Origin of the sequence: Ammoniphilus oxalaticus, assembly GCF_003609605.1 — a bacterium.
Lineage (GTDB): Bacteria > Bacillota > Bacilli > Aneurinibacillales > RAOX-1 > Ammoniphilus > Ammoniphilus oxalaticus.
Genome location: NZ_MCHY01000008.1, coordinates 508235 through 524806 on the forward strand (window position 1 = coordinate 508235; position 16572 = coordinate 524806).

The window sequence follows — 16572 nt, forward strand, 5'->3', positions numbered from 1 at the left end:
AACCACTCCTTTCACGGGAATGGTTTGTTTTTTTTGTAAGGTTTTTAATCTAAAAAATATTCCGATAATATGCTAATCTCTTCTACTTCTCTGCCGATACTTACAGTATGGGGATTTATTTTATACATTTAAAGGGTGGGGAGTAGATGGGAAGGATTTTTCAGTTTAAATCGATAAGAACCAAAATGTTGTTTGGTTTTTCGTTGGTGTTGTTGCTAACTACTTTCTTAGGTGTTTTCAATTTTTTAGCGACGAGCAACGGGAATAAGCAAACGAAAACAATCGTGCAAGTGGATATGCCGATCCTGTCGACAGCGGATGATTTGGCTTTTAATACGGCAGAAATGCTTGCTAATGTCAGAGGTTATGTGCTGAGTGGCGGCGACAGTAGTTACACTAATTTATTTAATGGGTATATAGAGGAAAGTAAGCAGTATCGGGAAACAATGCAAACGTTAACAGATTCGGTAGAAATTTTACAACTTGTAGATCGAAAAAGTGAATGGGAATCGTCTTTGGTTGAACGTGTCATTGATGAATACCAAAAAGGTAACACGGAAATGGCGATTGAAAATTTAGCGGAAATGACAGTTTTCTCGAGAGAGATCAAAAACGGCTTCAAAGATATATCAATCGAACAGGGCGCGCGATTAATAGAGCGAGCGGATCTGATTGTTGACAACGGGGAAGAAACATTAGTTTTAGGCGTTGTCGTCTCGATCTTAGTAGTGATCATTGGAATCGGGGCTGCGTTTGTGACCTCTCATTCGATATCTAATCCGATTCAAACCCTTATTGAACGGATGCAAGTCATCGCTGAGGGCGACTTAAGCAAGGAACCGCTAGAGACAAAAGCAATTGATGAAATAGGCCAACTCTATCAGACGACAAATGATATGAATTACCGCATGAGGGACTTATTAAGCGAGATCAATCGCGTATCCGAAACAGTCAGTAATCAAAGTGTCGAGTTGACGCAGGCGGCAAGCGAAGTGATGGCGGCCTCAGAACAAATTGCGGTAACGATGCAGGAGTTGGCTTCTGGCTCTGAGACACAGGCGGATCACTCAAGCGAGCTTTCTGAGCTAACGGATGTTTTCACCGCAAAGGTGGAAGAGGCGAATGCAAATGGTCTTGATGTGCAACAATCATCCAATGATGTGTTAAAGATGACGCATGAAGGTTATCAATTGATGGAAGCATCGACGAAACAAATGAACCTGGTCGATGAAATTGTGCGTGACGCGGTGGAGAAAGTACGGAGCTTAGATAAGCAATCTGAAAGAATATCAGAACTTGTTTCCGTTATTCATCAAATTGCCAATCAGACGAACTTGTTAGCGTTAAACGCGGCAATTGAGGCGGCGCGGGCGGGAGAGCAGGGTCGGGGGTTTGCCGTTGTTGCTGATGAAGTGCGTAAACTTGCCGAAGGCGTATCAGTCTCAGTCACGGATATTACGGAGATTGTGCAGAGTATTCAACAAGAAACGCATAGTGTGACAGAATCACTGCAAACGGGCTATGAACAAGTTGAACAAGGCGCAAGGCATATGATGTCGACTGGAAAAACGTTTGGTGAAATAACGGAGGCGGTTGAGCATGTTGTTCAAAACATAGACGTTGTAACCACAAATTTATCAGACATTACAAAAGACAGTCAGGAGATGAATCGTTCGATTCAAGAGATTGCGGCAATTTCAGAAGAATCAGCGGCAGGGATCGAACAAACATCCGCATCATCGCAACAGACAAGCAGTTCCATGGAAGAGGTAACGTCTAGTTCCAGTCAGTTAGCTCGTTTATCTGAAGAATTGAACGAATTGGCTCGCCGATTTAAAATTTAGAAAAGAACCTTATGTGAATAAAAAATCGGCTCTCCTGCAAACGCGGAGAGCCGATTTCTTTGAGGTCTTTATTTATAAAGCGAGTTGATCGATCAGTAAAATGAGTTCATTAATTTGCGGTTTACTGACTTGCGCGTCAGCCCCAACGAGTTCACCTTTATGCAGTAAACTATCGGTGATGAGCGATGAGAAGATGACAACGGGAAGTTTCGCTAACGTTGGGTCGTCTTTCACCCTTTTTGTTAAATGATGACCATCCATTTGCGGCATTTCAATATCGGTGATCATGAGTTGGACTTCATCTTCAATTGCCTTACCTTGACTAACAATGCTCTCTAAATACTGGATGGCATCCTTTCCATTTTCAAAAAACTCAAGCTCTTGAAAACCGGCTTCTGTTAATGTTTCATGAAGTAGGCTACGTAACAACGGCGAGTCCTCGGCGATCACCAGACGTTTATTGGCGCGGTCGCTCACCATGCCAAGTTTCTGAATCTGTTGAAGGTGTATCCCCGTTTTGGGATTAATGTCGACCGCGATTTTTTCGAAATCTAACAACAGGACCATTTCGTTGTTCAATTTGATGACACCGATGACTTGTCCGTTTGCGCCTTGATACATTTCAGAAGGTTTCTCGATTTGTTCCCATGAAATACGATGAATTTGAGCAACAGAGTGAACATGGAAGACAATTTTCTGTTGATTGAATTCAGTTACCATAAATTTATCCTGTTCAGGATTCGAGGATGGAGGAAATCCCAACGAATCAGCTAAATCAATGACAGGCAACACTTCACCGCGCAATTCAATAATCCCACTTATCTGTTGGTGTGATTGAGGCACTTTCGTAATCGGAACGGGTTGAATGATTTCCCTTACTTTCATCACATTAATACCAAATCGATTATGACCAATCCCAAATTCAATAATTTCGAGTTCATTGGTTCCGCTTTCGAGCAAGATTCCTTGATTGTTCTGCATGTACATCAACCTACCTTTTGGATTAATAACTGAATTTCGCTAATGACTGGTTTAAAGATTCAGCCATTTCAGCCAGTGTTCTTGCCATTCCGTCCACTTCTTGCATCGCCTGCGCTTGTTGCTCCATCGTAGCGGATAATTCTTCCGCGCCGGCAGAGGATTGTTGACTAATCGCCGCAATGTTTTCTACATCTTGCACCGATTCGTTCGTATCTTGTTCAATTCGTTTTGATGCGTCGGTCACTTTTCTGATTTGTTCGATCATCTCCGTAATATGTTGGGCGATTTCATTGAAAGCTTGGCGGTTTTGTCCAATCACATTAGCTCCAGACTGCACCTCAACAACCACTTCATTCATCGCCGTTTCAGCTTCCTGCACTTCGTGAAGCACATTGTTGATGATACCCGCAATTTGATTGGTTGCTTGGGTCGATTGCTCGGCCAGCTTTCTAACTTCCTCGGCAACAACGGCAAAGCCTTTGCCCTGTTCTCCCGCCCGCGCGGCTTCAATTGCGGCATTGAGGGCCAGTAGATTTGTCTCCGCGGCAATATCATTAATGACATGGAGAATTTGATCAATCTCCTTTGATTTGACGCCTAATTCATCTACAATCCGCGCGGTCGAAGTGACTTTTTCAGCAATCATTTCCATTTGATTAATCGATTGCTCCGCGTTATCTACGCCGCTTTGTGAAGAATCTTCCGTGATTTGTGATCGGTCATTCATTTCAACTGCGTATTCGTTGATCTGTTTCACTTCTTGGTCGATCAGTTGAATTTTGCCCAGTGTATCGGAGGCGCGCATCGCTTGATCTGTCGATCCAGCAGCTAGTTCTTCCGACGTAGCGGAAACTTGCTCAATTCCATCTTTCATTTCATTCGTGGAGGCGAGAAGTTCTTGCCCGGCTGCGGCAACTTGATGTGAAATATCAGCGGCATCACGGATTAACGATCGAATGTTAGAAGTCATTTCATTCATTGCCTGGGCTAATTGCCCAATCTCATCCTTTGTCTTCAGTTCAAGCGGTTCGACTATCAGGTTCCCGCCAGCGATCTCTGTCATCTGAACAACAACGGATTTAATCGGTTGAATTAACCTTTTGACGACGACAAAGATGATCAACGTAAGAATAATTGTTCCAACCGCGCCTAAGCAAATGGAGAAAACGAGCATTTTCGTAGATTCTTGTTTTACTTCGTTGACAGGGATTGAAACCATCAGCGACCACGGGGTACTTGCTTCTCCAACATGAATCGGGGTGTATGTTTTAAACACCTTACTGTCCGTCACGGGAGAATAATCGATCATCGTCAGCCCTTGCCCAGACTCAATCGCGTTTTGAATAGCCGCCGCGTCTGTTAGTCCTTCGACCGCATAGTTGCTCGCGCCAATCAAGTTCGTCCCTTTATGGGCGGCAAAAGTGCCCTGATGGGTCACAATCGCTCCAAATCCGCTGTCGTACAGTTGAATCGTATTAGCAATCTCTTGTAAAAAGTCGAGACCAAGATTAACTCCGACGACCCCGATGGTGTTCCCGTTCATAGTAATTGGCGCTGTAATTGATGTCAGCCATACGTCTTGGCCCTGTAAAGGATATGTATACGGTTCTAAGATGAATTCTTGGCCGTTTTCTTTTGATAACAAATAATAGTCGCCTAATCCGGGTTGATCATATTTTTCAAGGGCGCTCAGTTGGATGTTGTCATTGACTCGGCTCCAATTTGGAACAAATCGGCCCGTTTCATCGTGCCCTTCCTGAAAAACAAATGCAGCGTCTTGTTGATCAAAAGTATTTGGTTCCCAAGCGGTCCAAACGGATAAAAATTGTTCATTTTCCAGCAGTGATTTTTTTAAAAATGCATTGGCCAAGCCGCGGTCTGCCTGATCTTCCTCTAGCATGGAAGCAAACATAGCAGCCAACGTTCTAGAAACGTCCATTGCGTCATTTAACTCGGCTTGAATTTGGAGCGCGTATTTTTCTCCTTCTGCCGCAGCGATTTCGTTTGCGCTATCTACGACAAGGTCGTTTGTCTTGCTCAAGTTATACAAGAAAACAGAGCCAAAAGTAATAAAACAAGCGCCTAAAATCGGTATGAGAAACCTTGCAAACAAATTCAACGGATCGACTCTCCCTTCCTATCAAGTTCTACAAAACGTAGAGTGTAACCAAAGACCTGGGTTGTTAGACTTACACCTTCATTATAGACAATTTAAATAACATTCCAACTATTTCTAATAAATTTTCAAAAAAACTTGCTGGTATGGTTGGTTTTCAAGAAAAAAAGCCCACTCGTTAAGCAGTGGGCTTGATTGATCTTTTAGGATAGGCCGAAAATTTGTTTGGCTAGTTGTTGAAATTGGGCATCATCGATTGTTTGTTTTTTCATTTCCCCGTTTTTCCATTCGGTGAACGTTGTGTCTGTTAGCGTTACATTTCCACTCTCCGTGAGCTGTGTTACAAGCGGGGCTTTATTAAAGTGAGAGATTTCATGCTCAGCGACAATCGTTTGAATTTCGCTCAGCTCAGCCAAATTAGTTACAGGGCGTTCACTATGAAAGGCGTGTCCCACCCTCCAAGCGGAATCTTTATGTTTCAATTTAAGTTCGAGAGCGTAGTCATATTCTGCTTCGTCTTGCATTGGTATGATGCGAAAAGAACCATTTGCAGAAGTGACCGTTTCACCGCTAAATGGGACGGGTTTTAACGGCAGGTTCCCGCCAAAGCCTGTCTCTAGTAAATACTTTTGTCCCTCATAACGTAATAGGATCGTCACATGCGTCTTCCCGAGTGGCGAAAAACGGTTTGTCTCGGCATTGAGCACGTTGGCTCGGATCAGCGTCACGTCAAATCCATTTTCTAATAGAAAGAAATAAAATAGAGGATTTAGCTCGTAACAGAGTCCGCCTTCTTGATTGATCAAAATTTTGGTTAGCAAACTGTCTCTGCTGACGGGTTCTACTTGATCGTTTAGAATTCTTAAATTTTCAAAGGGAATCGTCGTTGCAAATCTTTCAAGGATTAGATCCAATGTTTCAAAAGTAATCGCCTCGTTTTCCGAAAGCGCTAACCTTTTTCTAAATAAACGATTCAATTGACTCATCGTTAACTCCCTCCATAATTTAAAAGTTAATTTAATTGTAAGTAGACTTTATATCATATTTATATCGTATTCCTTATACAGTAGAAGTCATAGCAAACGTTGTCAAGGTTGAATGACAACCAACAAGAGTAGGTGTTTAGTAACAACCACTTTAGGGAAATTCAACTTAAGTAGACTAAAAGAACCTTGATTTTGTCTGGGGAATCGTTAAGTTGTTAGGGTAGAGGTAGATTTATAGTCATAAAGATTCACTTTGCGCTATAATTGGAGGAATAAAAATCCAAAAATGAAACGCGCTGATATACACTATATATGTAAGGAGTTTGAAGCGTTGTGCCTAAAAGAAGGAATAAAAGTCCAAAAGAAATGTTAGTGGTCGGTCTTCCTCTGCAGATTACCACGTACGCTCAGGATTCCATGGAAGAAAAAGATGTGACACTTAAATCAAGGGTTGCTGAGGATTTCGGACAGGAATTCGCGATTGAAATACCGATTGAAGAAGGTTCCGGTCGTATGCGGCACTTGTTGCAGGGCGATGAAATCTATGTTGTTTTCATAGGCGAAGATGGGGTTATGTATAGCTTTCCAAGTAAGGTAAAAGGAAAAGCATCTGATAATATTCCATTACTACGGATCGAAAAGCCGACGGATAGAATTATTTCTCGGATCCAACGTCGAAATTATTTACGTGTCCCGTTTGAATTAGACATTTCAATTATTATCCAAAACCCTGTAAAAATGTTGGATCTAAAGACGATCGATCTAAGCGGGGGTGGATTAGCATTTAGGGTGACCGAAACGATTTCACTTGCAACTGGACAAATGGTAGCAGGCGTGCTTAACGCGCCTAACGGGAAAGACGCTCTAAGAGATATCCACTTTTCAGGCGTCGTTCTTCGAAAGTTGGAAGCCAATTCAGAACGGCCTTATCCGTTATACGCCATTCAATTTATCGAAATTGATGAACGCGATCGGGATCATATCATTCGCATTTGCTTACAGCGTCAAATGGAATTACATAAAAGATTAAAATAGTAGTCATCTGGGACCCAATCGGTAAGGGGTCCTCTTTTTATTTTCTTGCTAGAATATGCAAAGTTACTCTAAAGAAATTCAGCGAATCACCCGATATTATAAGATAATAGGTAATAGAAAGAGGTTGATCCATCATATGGAACTGTCGACACGTTGGATGAACAATCATTTACTAATAGATGCGTTAGAAAAAAATCCAAAATTGAGAGATACAGTAGGTCAAGCATTACTAGAAGGAAAAGATACATTTCCTGAGTTATTACAATCCCTTCTAGAATCAGTTGATCAAGAAGTTGATCGGGGCATCATCGAGGATCAAATGGTTCCGCGCGCAATTTTGCAAACCCCAACGGTGACTCTGGCGCCAACTGACCAACACGCTTCTCGTATGACAATTGAACATGCGATCGCCGAGGCCGCAAAAAAACACGGAGTCTCGGTTGCATTAATTAAAGCGGTTGTAAAGGCGGAGAGTAATTATAATCCACAGGCGGTTTCCCCCGCGGGAGCGGCTGGTTTGATGCAATTAATGCCAGCCACGGCGCGATCGTTAGGGGTTCAAGACCCATTTGACGCGCAGCAAAATATCGATGGCGGGGTACGATACCTGAAACAAATGTTAACACGGTTCAAGGAAGTTCCATTAGCTTTAGCCGCTTACAATGCGGGACCAGGCAACGTTCAAAAATATGGCGGAATTCCACCGTTTAAAGAGACGCAAAACTATGTCAATAAAATTTTAAAGGATGCTCAAAAAGGGTACGCGTAATACGGCAAGTTCGAAAGGGGGGATAAATGAAATGAAAGTGTCAGACCTAGCGGCAGTTCAATTAACGGACATGAAACAGACGTTGTCGATGAACTTGTTGAAATCAGCGCATGCCACGGCAAGCGCCCAGGCAATCACCATGCTTGAAGATTTTCAGCAGCTGCAAAGGGAAGTTGGCCAGCGGACGATTAACCCGTCTCCACATCCGTATAGTGGACAACATGTCGATTTGCGCGCTTAGTGTTACTCGCGCCGCCAGTAGGTTACAGCTGGAGAGCCTGTTTTCCACAGGCTCTCTTTTCAAAAGTAGGAGGTGAGGGAGGAAGTTCATGAGAATTGTCGCAACGGATCAATGCTTGCCAGGAACGATCCTGGCCAAACCGATTTATAACTCAGACGGCATTAAACTCATCGGAGCAGGAACGGAATTAACAAAGGCGATGATAGAACGTTTAAAGCTTTTAGGTATTTCTATTATTTACGCGCGAGATGAGTTATCAGAGGGGATCGAGGTGGTGGATGCGGTACCGCTAAAAACACGGATTGAAGCGATGCAAGTGATTCGTTCTGTTTTTTCATCGATTCAGGAGAGTAGCCGACAAGGCAGCAAGCGATTTTCATCGCAAGTAAAGGTGAATGATCTGACGCGTGTTTTTGAAAACCTGATAACAGTCATCAAAGACAGTAACCAAACAATGAGTCTTTTATCAGAGATTCACGATAAAGAGAGTCATGTTTTCTCTCATTCAATTAATGTTACAATTTATTCAATCGCGCTTGGTATACGTCTCGGTTTTAATGATGGACAGATCAAAGAGATCGGCATCGGCGCCCTATTGCACGATATTGGAAAAATGCAAATACCAAGCACCATTTTACATAAACCTGGAAGATTAACGAACGATGAATTTTTCGAAATACAGAAACACCCCGCGTTTGGATTTGATCTCCTGAAAAAACAATATGAAATTTCGTATTTATCGGCCCATTGCGCTTTTCAGCACCACGAGCGGTGGGATGGTACAGGTTATCCAAGGGGATTAAAGGGGAAGGAGATCCATCCCTATGCCCGCTTAATGGCTGTGTGTGATGTTTATGACGCCATGACGACACAACGCGTCTATCGCAAGGCGCTTTTACCGAATGAATCGATGAATTGGATCCAATCACAATCATCGATTTTATTTGAGGAAAAAATGGTCGATGCGTTCCGACAGACGATTGCCCCTTTTCCAATCGGACTGACTGTTCGTTTAAACACGGGTGAGACAGCGATCGTAAGCGAACCCCACCCTGATGCGCCTGATCGTCCCGTCGTTCGAATTATTAAAGAGCCTAATGGTGAAACATTAATCCAGTGGCGCGAGATAGATTTGAATCAATATCCGGAATTGGAAATTGTGGAAACCCATTCCTTAATTTAGCAGAGAAGTTAGTGAGGGATATGCTTATGAGAATACCCCAGATACGCATGTCACAAACGTTTGCTCAACTTGGCATTGAAACTGAAAAGCCGCAGCAAACGATTCAACAACCAAAAGCGGAAATGGCGATACAACAGCAACCGACCGAATTAAAAATTGAACGCTCCCCGTCTATATTAGAGATTGATCAAACGCGAGCATGGGAGGAAGCGAATTTAAAAGGCCCTGCTACGTTGGCGCGGGATTGGGCTAGCGCGAGTCGGCAGCAAGGTCTTGAAGGAATCGCTCGTCGAGCCGAGGAAGGTGGACAACTAGCTGCGATCGAACGAGGTGGAAATGCGCTTGCAGATGTAGCTCAAACAAAGAGCCACCCCCCTCCTGCGCTTTTCAATATTACGTTTATACCCAGTTATGGCTCCGTACAGTTCCGCTTTACCCCAACGAAACTAGACATGAATTGGACTCAAGGCGGGGTTAAGATCGATGCTAAGTCGCATCAACCACTCCACGAATATAAGCCAGGTCATGTAAACATATATTTAAAACAACAAGAAAGCCTGACAATCGAAGTGATGGACCAAGGGCTGGATGTAAAGGTATAAAAAAGAGGGAGGGCTCAAATATGTCTTTAAATCATTTGGATCATTGTGTTCGCTGCGATGCGTTGTTTGTGGTGGTGGGGAGTCGAATTTGTTCGAGTTGCTTAAAACAAATTGAAGAAGAATTTCAAGTTTGCGCCGCCTTTTTGCGAAAAAAGGAAAATCGAATGAGCACGTTACAGGAAATGAGTGAGCAGACCGGGGTTTCAGTCTATCAAATTACAGAATTTATCCGACAACAAAGGCTGATTGTCGACTCTTATACGAATATAGAGTACCCATGCGAGGGTTGTGGGAAATTGGTTCAAAAGAGCCGTTTTTGTAGTGACTGTAAGCGAGATTGGCAAGAAGAAGTGGATGCATTGGCGAACAAGCGAAGCGAAACAGAAGAGAAAGAAAGAAGATCAACTTACCACATTAAGGATTATAGATGGGATCGGCATAGCTAAAGCTAAAAGGCTAAACAGTATTTCGGTCCATGCCGATACTACTGATAAGATATAGATGATGGCGCGCGGGATTCATGGGAAGGGAGGGACCATCATGAAAATTAATGATTTGAGTCGGATTTCGGCAATGAACAAATACCAACAAACCTCAGCCAACCCGAAGGATAAAAGATTAGTAAAAAAACAGGAAACCGATCAATTGGAAATTTCACCACAAGCCCAACAAAAACTAGAACAAAAACGTAACGATCAAGCGCCTGATGCGGCTGAAAGAGTCAGTGTGTTAAAAGCGCAGATTGAAACGGGAGCGTATAAACCAAATAGTGACCTAATCGCGAGCAAGCTTCTCTCCCTCTGGAATAAGGAGAATCGATGATGGGGACAGGGGTAAGTGAGATGGAACTGATCCAAGATGTAGTTGGTGTCATGGAAGAATTGAATTACGTTCATCAGAAACTTATAGATATGGAGCAGTTGAAAACAGAAGCATTGATTCAAAACAACACAAGTGAGCTCGTAGAATATATTCATCAGCAGACCAAATTAGCCCGCAACGTAGATACATTGGAACAGAAACGACAACAGTTTGTGGAGAAATGGTTAGCGGCAAACAACCTAGTCTATCAACACCTGTCGCTGGTCGATCTAATTAAGATGATTCCACATCATGAAGCTAAACAAGAATTGAGCCGCTTGGGCGAGCAATTGCAAACGCGAATGGATGAGCTACGCAACCTGAATCAATCTAATCAACAACTGATCGAACAATCATTGTCGTATATTAATTTTACACTACGGTTAGCCATGAATGATCCAAACGATCATTTAACATATGGACGTTCTAAACAGCCGGAAAGAACCGGTTCCGCTCAACGTGGCTTTTTCGATTCAAAGGCTTAGAGTTTTTAAACATAGAGAGGAGGATGAACATGAGCACATTTCATGGATTAGAAATAGGAAAAAGATCGCTATTCGCCCAACAAGCAGCTCTCAGTACGACGGGACACAACATCGCTAACTCGAATACGCTCGGATATACAAGACAGCGCGTTGAATTGGAGGCGGCTCGCTCGATTCACTATCCGGGTATGAACTCTGATCGTTCCCCGCAACAAATGGGGACAGGTGTAAGCCCCGCTCAAATTGTTCGGATTCGCGAAGATTACCTTGATCTCCAATTTCGTAATGAAAACACAGCGTCAGGATATTGGGAAACAATGAGTGATGTGTATATGAAAATGGAAGGAATTTTGGCTGAACCGTCGAACACAGGTCTGCAAGCGGTGATGGACCAATTTTGGCAAGGTTGGCAAGAGTTAGCTAAGGATCCCAATAGTTCGGCTGCTAGAAAAGTCGTTGAGGAAAGAGGAGTCACCGTTGCCGACACGTTTAATCACATTGCCAAATCATTAACACGTCTGGAAACAGATTTGGAAAATGTGATGAAGACGAAAGTGAAAGAGGTAAATTCACTGGCTGAACAAATCAGTGAGTTAAATGATCAAATCGGTCGCTTGGTTCCACATGGGCATATTCCAAACGATTTATATGATAAACGCGATCTGCTTATTGATCAGTTGTCGAAGTTAGTGGATGTGGAAGTGAAACCGGCTAGTATACCAGGTATCCCTCCGGATAAGCACGGAATGATTACGGTATCGCTTGGTGGACAAACACTAGTGGATCCGAGCGATAATCCTAAATTTAATGAGTTGGTATATTCGGAGACAAGTGGCTTTACCCTTGATGGGGGGATTCCTGCGTTAATTTCTGGTGAATTAATGGGGATCGTCGAAGGCAAAGACGCGGTTAACTCCACGCTCAAAGATATAAACAGTTTAGCCACTGGTATTGCTAATGCTGTTAATACTAAAATCGGTAATGGTCCAGATTTTTTTAGTGGGGGAGATGCCATAAGTATTGAAGTCAAGCGTGACTCACTAGATGGTATTAATTTTGATGAAGGAAATCCAAATCTTGCCCAACGCATAGCAGATTTGAAGTTTGAGGATATAGATGAACTCGGGACCACCTTTGATGATGATTATCGCCAAATCATCTCGGGACTTGGCATTCGCTCACAACAAGCTTCGCGAATGGCGAACAACAGTGATGTTTTGCTGAATCAAATCGACCTTCAAAGGCAATCTGTTTCAGGTGTTTCTTTAGATGAAGAGATGGTAAACATGATTCGCTACCAACAGGCATACAATGCGGCTGCTCGATTTGTAACAACGATCGATGAGGTTTTGGATCGAGTTGTTAACGGAATGGGTCGCGTCGGATTATAAAGTGATGGATGAGGAGGTGGATGAAGAATGTCTGTGCGCGTAACGCAAACAATGTTGAATCGAAACATGTTAAGTAATTTAAACCGAAGCTATCAAGTCCTTGATAAATATCAAAACCAGCTGTCAACTGGAAAGAAGTTAAACAAACCATCAGATGATCCGGTTAGCGTTTATCAAGCGATGGCTCACCGCTCAAACGTGGTGGAGATCGAACAGTACAAACGAAATGCGAAAGATGGTTTAAGCTGGATTGAAGTTACAGATGAGGCGCTTGATCAGGTGACAAATGTGTTGCATCGAGTTAGGGAGTTAGTCGTATTGGCAAGCAATGGAACCAATGAAGATACTTCTATGGGTGCGATCAAAGCAGAGATAGAACAGCTGAGGGATCATGTTGGTGAGATCGCGAATACGACCATTGGTGACAAGTATATTTTTTCAGGCACTGATACGAAAGAAAGGCCATACGGCGAGAATGGATTCTCAATTGACGACGATGCTGGTGAGATAGAATGGGAAGTAGGACAGCAGAGCATGATTAAAGTGAGTGTAAATGGCTCAAACATCTTTTCGGGCCTCTTGGGTGGATCCGGAGAAGGTATGTTTGATGAAATTCTCAATGATTTAGAAAATGGCAACCCTGGGAACTGGTTAGGAGAAATAGATGAGCAACTAGATACAGTTCTAACTGAACGGGCAAGCGTCGGCGCGAATATGAATCGGATGGAATTGGTGTTGTCCAGGCTTGATCAAGTTGAAATTACAACGAAGAAGTTGTTGTCAAAGACAGAAGATGCTGATATCGCTGAGACGATTACGGAATTAATCACGCAAGAAAATGTGCATCGAGCCGCACTATCCGCGGGCGCTAGAATTATTCAACCGAGCCTGGTTGATTTCTTACGTTAATTAACTAGTTTATTATCCTCAATTACAGAAGGGTGGTGAATAAATATGCTCATTTCGGAATCGTTACAAACTCCCGTTCAAAACACGTCGCTACAGGTAGGTAAAGCGGGCGCGCCAGATTCAACGGCAACGAATGCTTTTTCAGTACTCTTCGGAGAGTTTCAGAGTCTAACAGAGTTAAGAGAACTAGATTCGCCTAAGACGATAGAACAAGAACAACTAGAAGAGATGAAAGATGAAATCGTAGCGTTGCTAGCCGTGTGGCTATCTAATTTTGATCATATAGCCGATGAACAGATTAAGGAAAGTATACGGTCCGCAAGGGAGACGCCTTTGTCTAAAGAAGGGATTCAATCGCTCCTACAAGCATTAGGACAACAAGTAGATACGCCTGATGATCTTATTCAACAGTTCAAGGGAATAGCGGATAGAATTGAAGGTTCTTCGAACCAGAATGCAATACTAGAAAGCATCTCGTCAAGTGTTTTCGAATATCTAGGAATGAACCAATCGGCTTCTGGTGAAGAAAATAGCAACAATCCGGAAAATCTCATCGATCAAATAATGAGATCAATAAATAAAGAAACTTCAATAGAGTCTCAGAGGTGGATGCCTTTCTCTGCACAAGTCGGAGTACAGGGACGAACATTTAATGAAGTGCCGCTGAATATAACTGCGTCAGATGAATTGACCATTCAAGTCGAACATCAAGAGGCATCAATAGAAGAAATCGTTCAACAATCACCCGAAGAAATGGTGATAATCGGTGAAGAGTTTCTTGACGTTAACGTGAATACTCAACGTTCAAACATGGGAACGACCTTCCCTGCTTTTAACTTATCATTCAACCATAGTATTCAATCACAAGAGCAAAATGTGGATAGCGCTAAAATTCATCAGGAACGTTTGGTGCCAGAAATGACCGAATTCCTCGTTTCCAAGTTGCAGATTTCAAATTTGCTTAACGGGACCGAAGCAAGGGTTTCCCTATATCCAGAACATCTTGGTCATTTGGATGTCAGGGTTGTTCTGCAAGAGGGTCAAATGGTTGCGCAGTTTATCGCGGAAACAACGCTTGGTAAAGATCTCTTGGAAGCTCAACTTGCTGGTTTACGACAATCATTGCAACAAAACGGGATACAAGTAACAAAAATTGATGTGCAAACGGCTGCAGAAACTGGTTTGCAAAACCAACAGCAACAATCTCAGACTCGCTCTGGAACGTATCAACAACAGCACCAAGCGAAACAGCGTCAATCATCAGTTTCGAGGGTTGGACAACTAAATCAGGGAGAAGTAAGCGGTGTTTATGATCAAACGTTGACGAATTCAGGCAATAGGGCTCAGCATTCGGATACGAGCATTGATCTAACTGCCTAAGGTAGGAGGTAAGCAAGTGCCAACTGTAAACAATGTCCAAGGTTCATATTATCAAAATGTAAGAACACATGAACAAAAAGAAATCATGGGCAAGGAAGATTTCCTTAAAATTCTGATTGCTCAATTAAGGCATCAGGATCCGCTACAACCGATGGAGGACAAGGAATTTATCGGGCAAATGACTCAATTTAGCTCCCTTGAACAAATGATGAATTTAAACGAAGCATTTTTGAAGTTTGCTGATTCACAGAACGGGTTGAATGCTCATGCATCAACGATCGGCAAAGAAATCAGTTGGTTTGATCCTGAAATCAATGATCTGAAGAGCGGCTTGGTAACAGGCGTAACGACCAAAGAGGGCAGTGTTTTTTACATAGGAGACGGATGGAAAGTACCCATTGAGCAAGTGAGTTCGATTCGACAACCATAATATAAAGGGGGATATTCAATGCTTCGTTCATTATATTCAGGAATTTCTGGGATGCAAGGATTCCAAACAAAATTAGATGTGATCGGGAATAATGTTGCCAACGTTAATACTGTGGGTTATAAGAAAAGTAGAGTTATGTTTCAAGATATTTTAAGTCAAACGGTCGCTGGAGCGACTGCGCCTGGTGTCGCGGGAGGAGTCAATCCAAAACAGATTGGGTTAGGGGTTAATGCTGCGGCAATTGATGTGGTGCATTCACCTGGCAGCCCGATGACTACGAACTTGTCGACAGATTTGAGTATCGATGGGGATGGTTTTTTCATTGTATCACCTGATGGGGGAAATGCCCAATATTTAACAAGAGCTGGGAATTTTACCCGCGATGCAAATGGGGATCTTGTAACTGCTCAAGGTTACCACGTACTTGATGAAGATGGTAACGTAATCAATATTCCTCGGTATGATGAGTCAGCTTCAATCGGTTACACGTCCTTTTCAATTGATATGAATGGACAGGTGTGGGGGACACGTGGAGATGATGGTACGACAGAATTAGTAAGTGTTGATGGAGGCGCAGGGGATACAATTGGAATAGCGACCGTAAATAATCCTGGTGGATTGCAGAAGTTAGGCGGTTCGCTTTACGAGGTTACGACAAATGCTCACCCAGGTGGTGTACCTGTAATTGGCACTCCTGAAACCAGTTCCGTTCAAATTATCTCCGGCCAACTTGAGATGTCTAATGTAGAATTAACAGAGGAGTTTGCGGAAATGATCGTAGCGCAACGCGGATTCCAAGCGAACGCGAGAACGATTACGACTTCCGACTCGATTTTAGAAGAAGTTGTGAACTTGAAACGATAAGTTGATGTGGGTTAGACTTTAGTAGCAGATGAGGATGGTACGGTAAACGATGCGAAGATTTTTGTTAATGATCATCAGCTTAATCCTACTGCTCACCGTGTCTGGTGTGACGATCTGGCAAGTGTTTAAGCAACCGAACGACCCAGCTATGTCCGCAAATTTGAACGCAGATAAGTTGGAAGAAAATTCAATGGAAACAGATGAATTAACAGTGAACTTGGCGGAACACGGCTATATTCTTTTGAAATTTCAATTGCAGGCTGACTCCGTTAAAACGAAACGAGAACTGGAACTTCGTATGCCTCAAATTCGACATCATATTATTCGGATTGCTTCTGTCAAAACATTGGTTGAGTTGAAGGGGGAGCAGGGGATTGAAAATTTAGAGGAAACCCTTCGGGCAGAGCTAAACGAATTAGTCAATACGGGTCAGGTGATAAAAGTTTATACGACAAAGATCATAGCGCGCGATTAATGATGTATGGGTAGGTGAGG

At 42.9% G+C, this 16572-nt stretch carries 18 protein-coding genes; 15 read left to right on the forward strand and 3 right to left on the reverse strand.

What is annotated here, in order from left to right:
• Positions 1–146: 146 nt before the first annotated feature.
• Entirely contained in the window at positions 147–1844 is a 1698-nt protein-coding gene (locus BEP19_RS08850) for a methyl-accepting chemotaxis protein (RefSeq protein WP_120189496.1), read from the forward strand.
• 72 nt (positions 1845–1916) lie between these two features.
• On the opposite strand, the gene BEP19_RS08855 is transcribed toward BEP19_RS08850, so the two are convergent.
• The 3 genes from BEP19_RS08855 to BEP19_RS08865 form a co-directional block, all read right to left on the reverse strand.
• Positions 1917–2825 carry a chemotaxis protein gene (locus BEP19_RS08855; RefSeq protein WP_120189497.1) on the reverse strand — a complete coding sequence of 303 codons (909 nt, stop codon included), beginning with the start codon at positions 2823–2825 and terminating at the stop codon, positions 1917–1919.
• Positions 2826–2847: 22 nt separating this feature from the next.
• Entirely contained in the window at positions 2848–4944 is a 2097-nt protein-coding gene (locus tag BEP19_RS08860) for a methyl-accepting chemotaxis protein (protein ID WP_120189498.1), read from the reverse strand.
• Between the two features lie 200 nt (positions 4945–5144).
• Entirely contained in the window at positions 5145–5927 is a 783-nt protein-coding gene (locus tag BEP19_RS08865; protein WP_120189499.1) for an arylamine N-acetyltransferase family protein, read from the reverse strand.
• Between the two features lie 333 nt (positions 5928–6260).
• Here BEP19_RS08865 and BEP19_RS08870 point away from each other — a divergent pair, with 333 nt between their 5' ends.
• The 14 genes from BEP19_RS08870 (at position 6261) to BEP19_RS08935 (ending at position 16552) form a co-directional block, all read left to right on the forward strand.
• On the forward strand, positions 6261–6962 hold the full coding sequence (locus BEP19_RS08870) for a flagellar brake protein (protein ID WP_120189500.1): 702 nt from the start codon (positions 6261–6263) through the stop codon (positions 6960–6962).
• Between the two features lie 136 nt (positions 6963–7098).
• Positions 7099–7731: a lytic transglycosylase domain-containing protein gene (locus BEP19_RS18155; RefSeq protein WP_281269287.1), complete on the forward strand. Its 633-nt coding sequence runs from the start codon at positions 7099–7101 to the stop codon at positions 7729–7731.
• Positions 7732–7762: 31 nt separating this feature from the next.
• On the forward strand, positions 7763–7972 hold the full coding sequence (locus BEP19_RS08880) for a hypothetical protein (protein WP_120189501.1): 210 nt from the start codon (positions 7763–7765) through the stop codon (positions 7970–7972).
• Positions 7973–8060: 88 nt separating this feature from the next.
• The gene (locus BEP19_RS08885) at positions 8061–9155 is read left to right on the forward strand and encodes an HD-GYP domain-containing protein (RefSeq protein ID WP_120189502.1); all 1095 of its coding nucleotides are present in this window, start codon (positions 8061–8063) and stop codon (positions 9153–9155) included.
• A gap of 26 nt (positions 9156–9181) precedes the next feature.
• A complete protein-coding gene (locus BEP19_RS08890; protein WP_147393780.1) occupies positions 9182–9757 on the forward strand; it encodes a DUF6470 family protein in 576 nt (191 codons plus the stop codon).
• A gap of 20 nt (positions 9758–9777) precedes the next feature.
• On the forward strand, positions 9778–10203 hold the full coding sequence (locus tag BEP19_RS08895; protein WP_120189504.1) for a TIGR03826 family flagellar region protein: 426 nt from the start codon (positions 9778–9780) through the stop codon (positions 10201–10203).
• 94 nt (positions 10204–10297) lie between these two features.
• On the forward strand, positions 10298–10579 hold the full coding sequence (flgM, locus tag BEP19_RS08900; protein ID WP_170145316.1) for a flagellar biosynthesis anti-sigma factor FlgM: 282 nt from the start codon (positions 10298–10300) through the stop codon (positions 10577–10579).
• Entirely contained in the window at positions 10576–11103 is a 528-nt protein-coding gene (locus BEP19_RS08905) for a flagellar protein FlgN (protein ID WP_120189506.1), read from the forward strand. The genes flgM and BEP19_RS08905 overlap by 4 nt, the downstream gene beginning before the upstream one ends.
• Before the next feature lie 29 nt (positions 11104–11132).
• A complete protein-coding gene (flgK, locus tag BEP19_RS08910) occupies positions 11133–12494 on the forward strand; it encodes a flagellar hook-associated protein FlgK (protein ID WP_245983437.1) in 1362 nt (453 codons plus the stop codon).
• Between the two features lie 27 nt (positions 12495–12521).
• Positions 12522–13403, forward strand: coding sequence for a flagellar hook-associated protein FlgL (flgL, locus tag BEP19_RS08915; RefSeq protein WP_120189508.1), 882 nt, complete (start codon positions 12522–12524; stop codon positions 13401–13403).
• Between the two features lie 45 nt (positions 13404–13448).
• Positions 13449–14783, forward strand: a complete 1335-nt coding sequence (locus BEP19_RS08920; protein WP_120189509.1) for a flagellar hook-length control protein FliK — start codon at positions 13449–13451, stop codon at positions 14781–14783.
• A 16-nt stretch (positions 14784–14799) separates the two neighbouring features.
• Positions 14800–15213, forward strand: a complete 414-nt coding sequence (gene flgD / locus BEP19_RS08925; RefSeq protein ID WP_245983438.1) for a flagellar hook assembly protein FlgD — start codon at positions 14800–14802, stop codon at positions 15211–15213.
• Between the two features lie 18 nt (positions 15214–15231).
• Positions 15232–16077, forward strand: a complete 846-nt coding sequence (locus tag BEP19_RS08930; protein ID WP_120189510.1) for a flagellar hook-basal body complex protein — start codon at positions 15232–15234, stop codon at positions 16075–16077.
• Positions 16078–16126: 49 nt separating this feature from the next.
• Positions 16127–16552 (forward strand): flagellar basal body-associated FliL family protein, encoded by a 426-nt coding sequence (locus tag BEP19_RS08935; RefSeq protein WP_120189511.1) that lies wholly within the window; start codon positions 16127–16129, stop codon positions 16550–16552.
• The last annotated feature ends 20 nt before the right edge of the window (positions 16553–16572 follow it).

Bases quoted from the DNA above. Each gene is read 5' to 3' on its own strand.
- BEP19_RS08850 (WP_120189496.1), top strand. From the start codon at position 147: ATGGGAAGGATTTTTCAGTTTAAATCGATAAGAACCAAAATGTTGTTT.
- BEP19_RS08855 (WP_120189497.1), bottom strand. From the start codon at position 2,825: ATGCAGAACAATCAAGGAATCTTGCTCGAAAGCGGAACCAATGAACTC.
- BEP19_RS08865 (WP_120189499.1), bottom strand. From the start codon at position 5,927: ATGAGTCAATTGAATCGTTTATTTAGAAAAAGGTTAGCGCTTTCGGAA.
- BEP19_RS18155 (WP_281269287.1), top strand. From the start codon at position 7,099: ATGGAACTGTCGACACGTTGGATGAACAATCATTTACTAATAGATGCG.
- BEP19_RS08880 (WP_120189501.1), top strand. From the start codon at position 7,763: ATGAAAGTGTCAGACCTAGCGGCAGTTCAATTAACGGACATGAAACAG.
- BEP19_RS08885 (WP_120189502.1), top strand. From the start codon at position 8,061: ATGAGAATTGTCGCAACGGATCAATGCTTGCCAGGAACGATCCTGGCC.
- BEP19_RS08890 (WP_147393780.1), top strand. From the start codon at position 9,182: ATGAGAATACCCCAGATACGCATGTCACAAACGTTTGCTCAACTTGGC.
- BEP19_RS08895 (WP_120189504.1), top strand. From the start codon at position 9,778: ATGTCTTTAAATCATTTGGATCATTGTGTTCGCTGCGATGCGTTGTTT.
- flgM (WP_170145316.1), top strand. From the start codon at position 10,298: ATGAAAATTAATGATTTGAGTCGGATTTCGGCAATGAACAAATACCAA.
- BEP19_RS08905 (WP_120189506.1), top strand. From the start codon at position 10,576: ATGATGGGGACAGGGGTAAGTGAGATGGAACTGATCCAAGATGTAGTT.
- flgK (WP_245983437.1), top strand. From the start codon at position 11,133: ATGAGCACATTTCATGGATTAGAAATAGGAAAAAGATCGCTATTCGCC.
- flgL (WP_120189508.1), top strand. From the start codon at position 12,522: ATGTCTGTGCGCGTAACGCAAACAATGTTGAATCGAAACATGTTAAGT.
- BEP19_RS08920 (WP_120189509.1), top strand. From the start codon at position 13,449: ATGCTCATTTCGGAATCGTTACAAACTCCCGTTCAAAACACGTCGCTA.
- BEP19_RS08930 (WP_120189510.1), top strand. From the start codon at position 15,232: ATGCTTCGTTCATTATATTCAGGAATTTCTGGGATGCAAGGATTCCAA.
- BEP19_RS08935 (WP_120189511.1), top strand. From the start codon at position 16,127: ATGCGAAGATTTTTGTTAATGATCATCAGCTTAATCCTACTGCTCACC.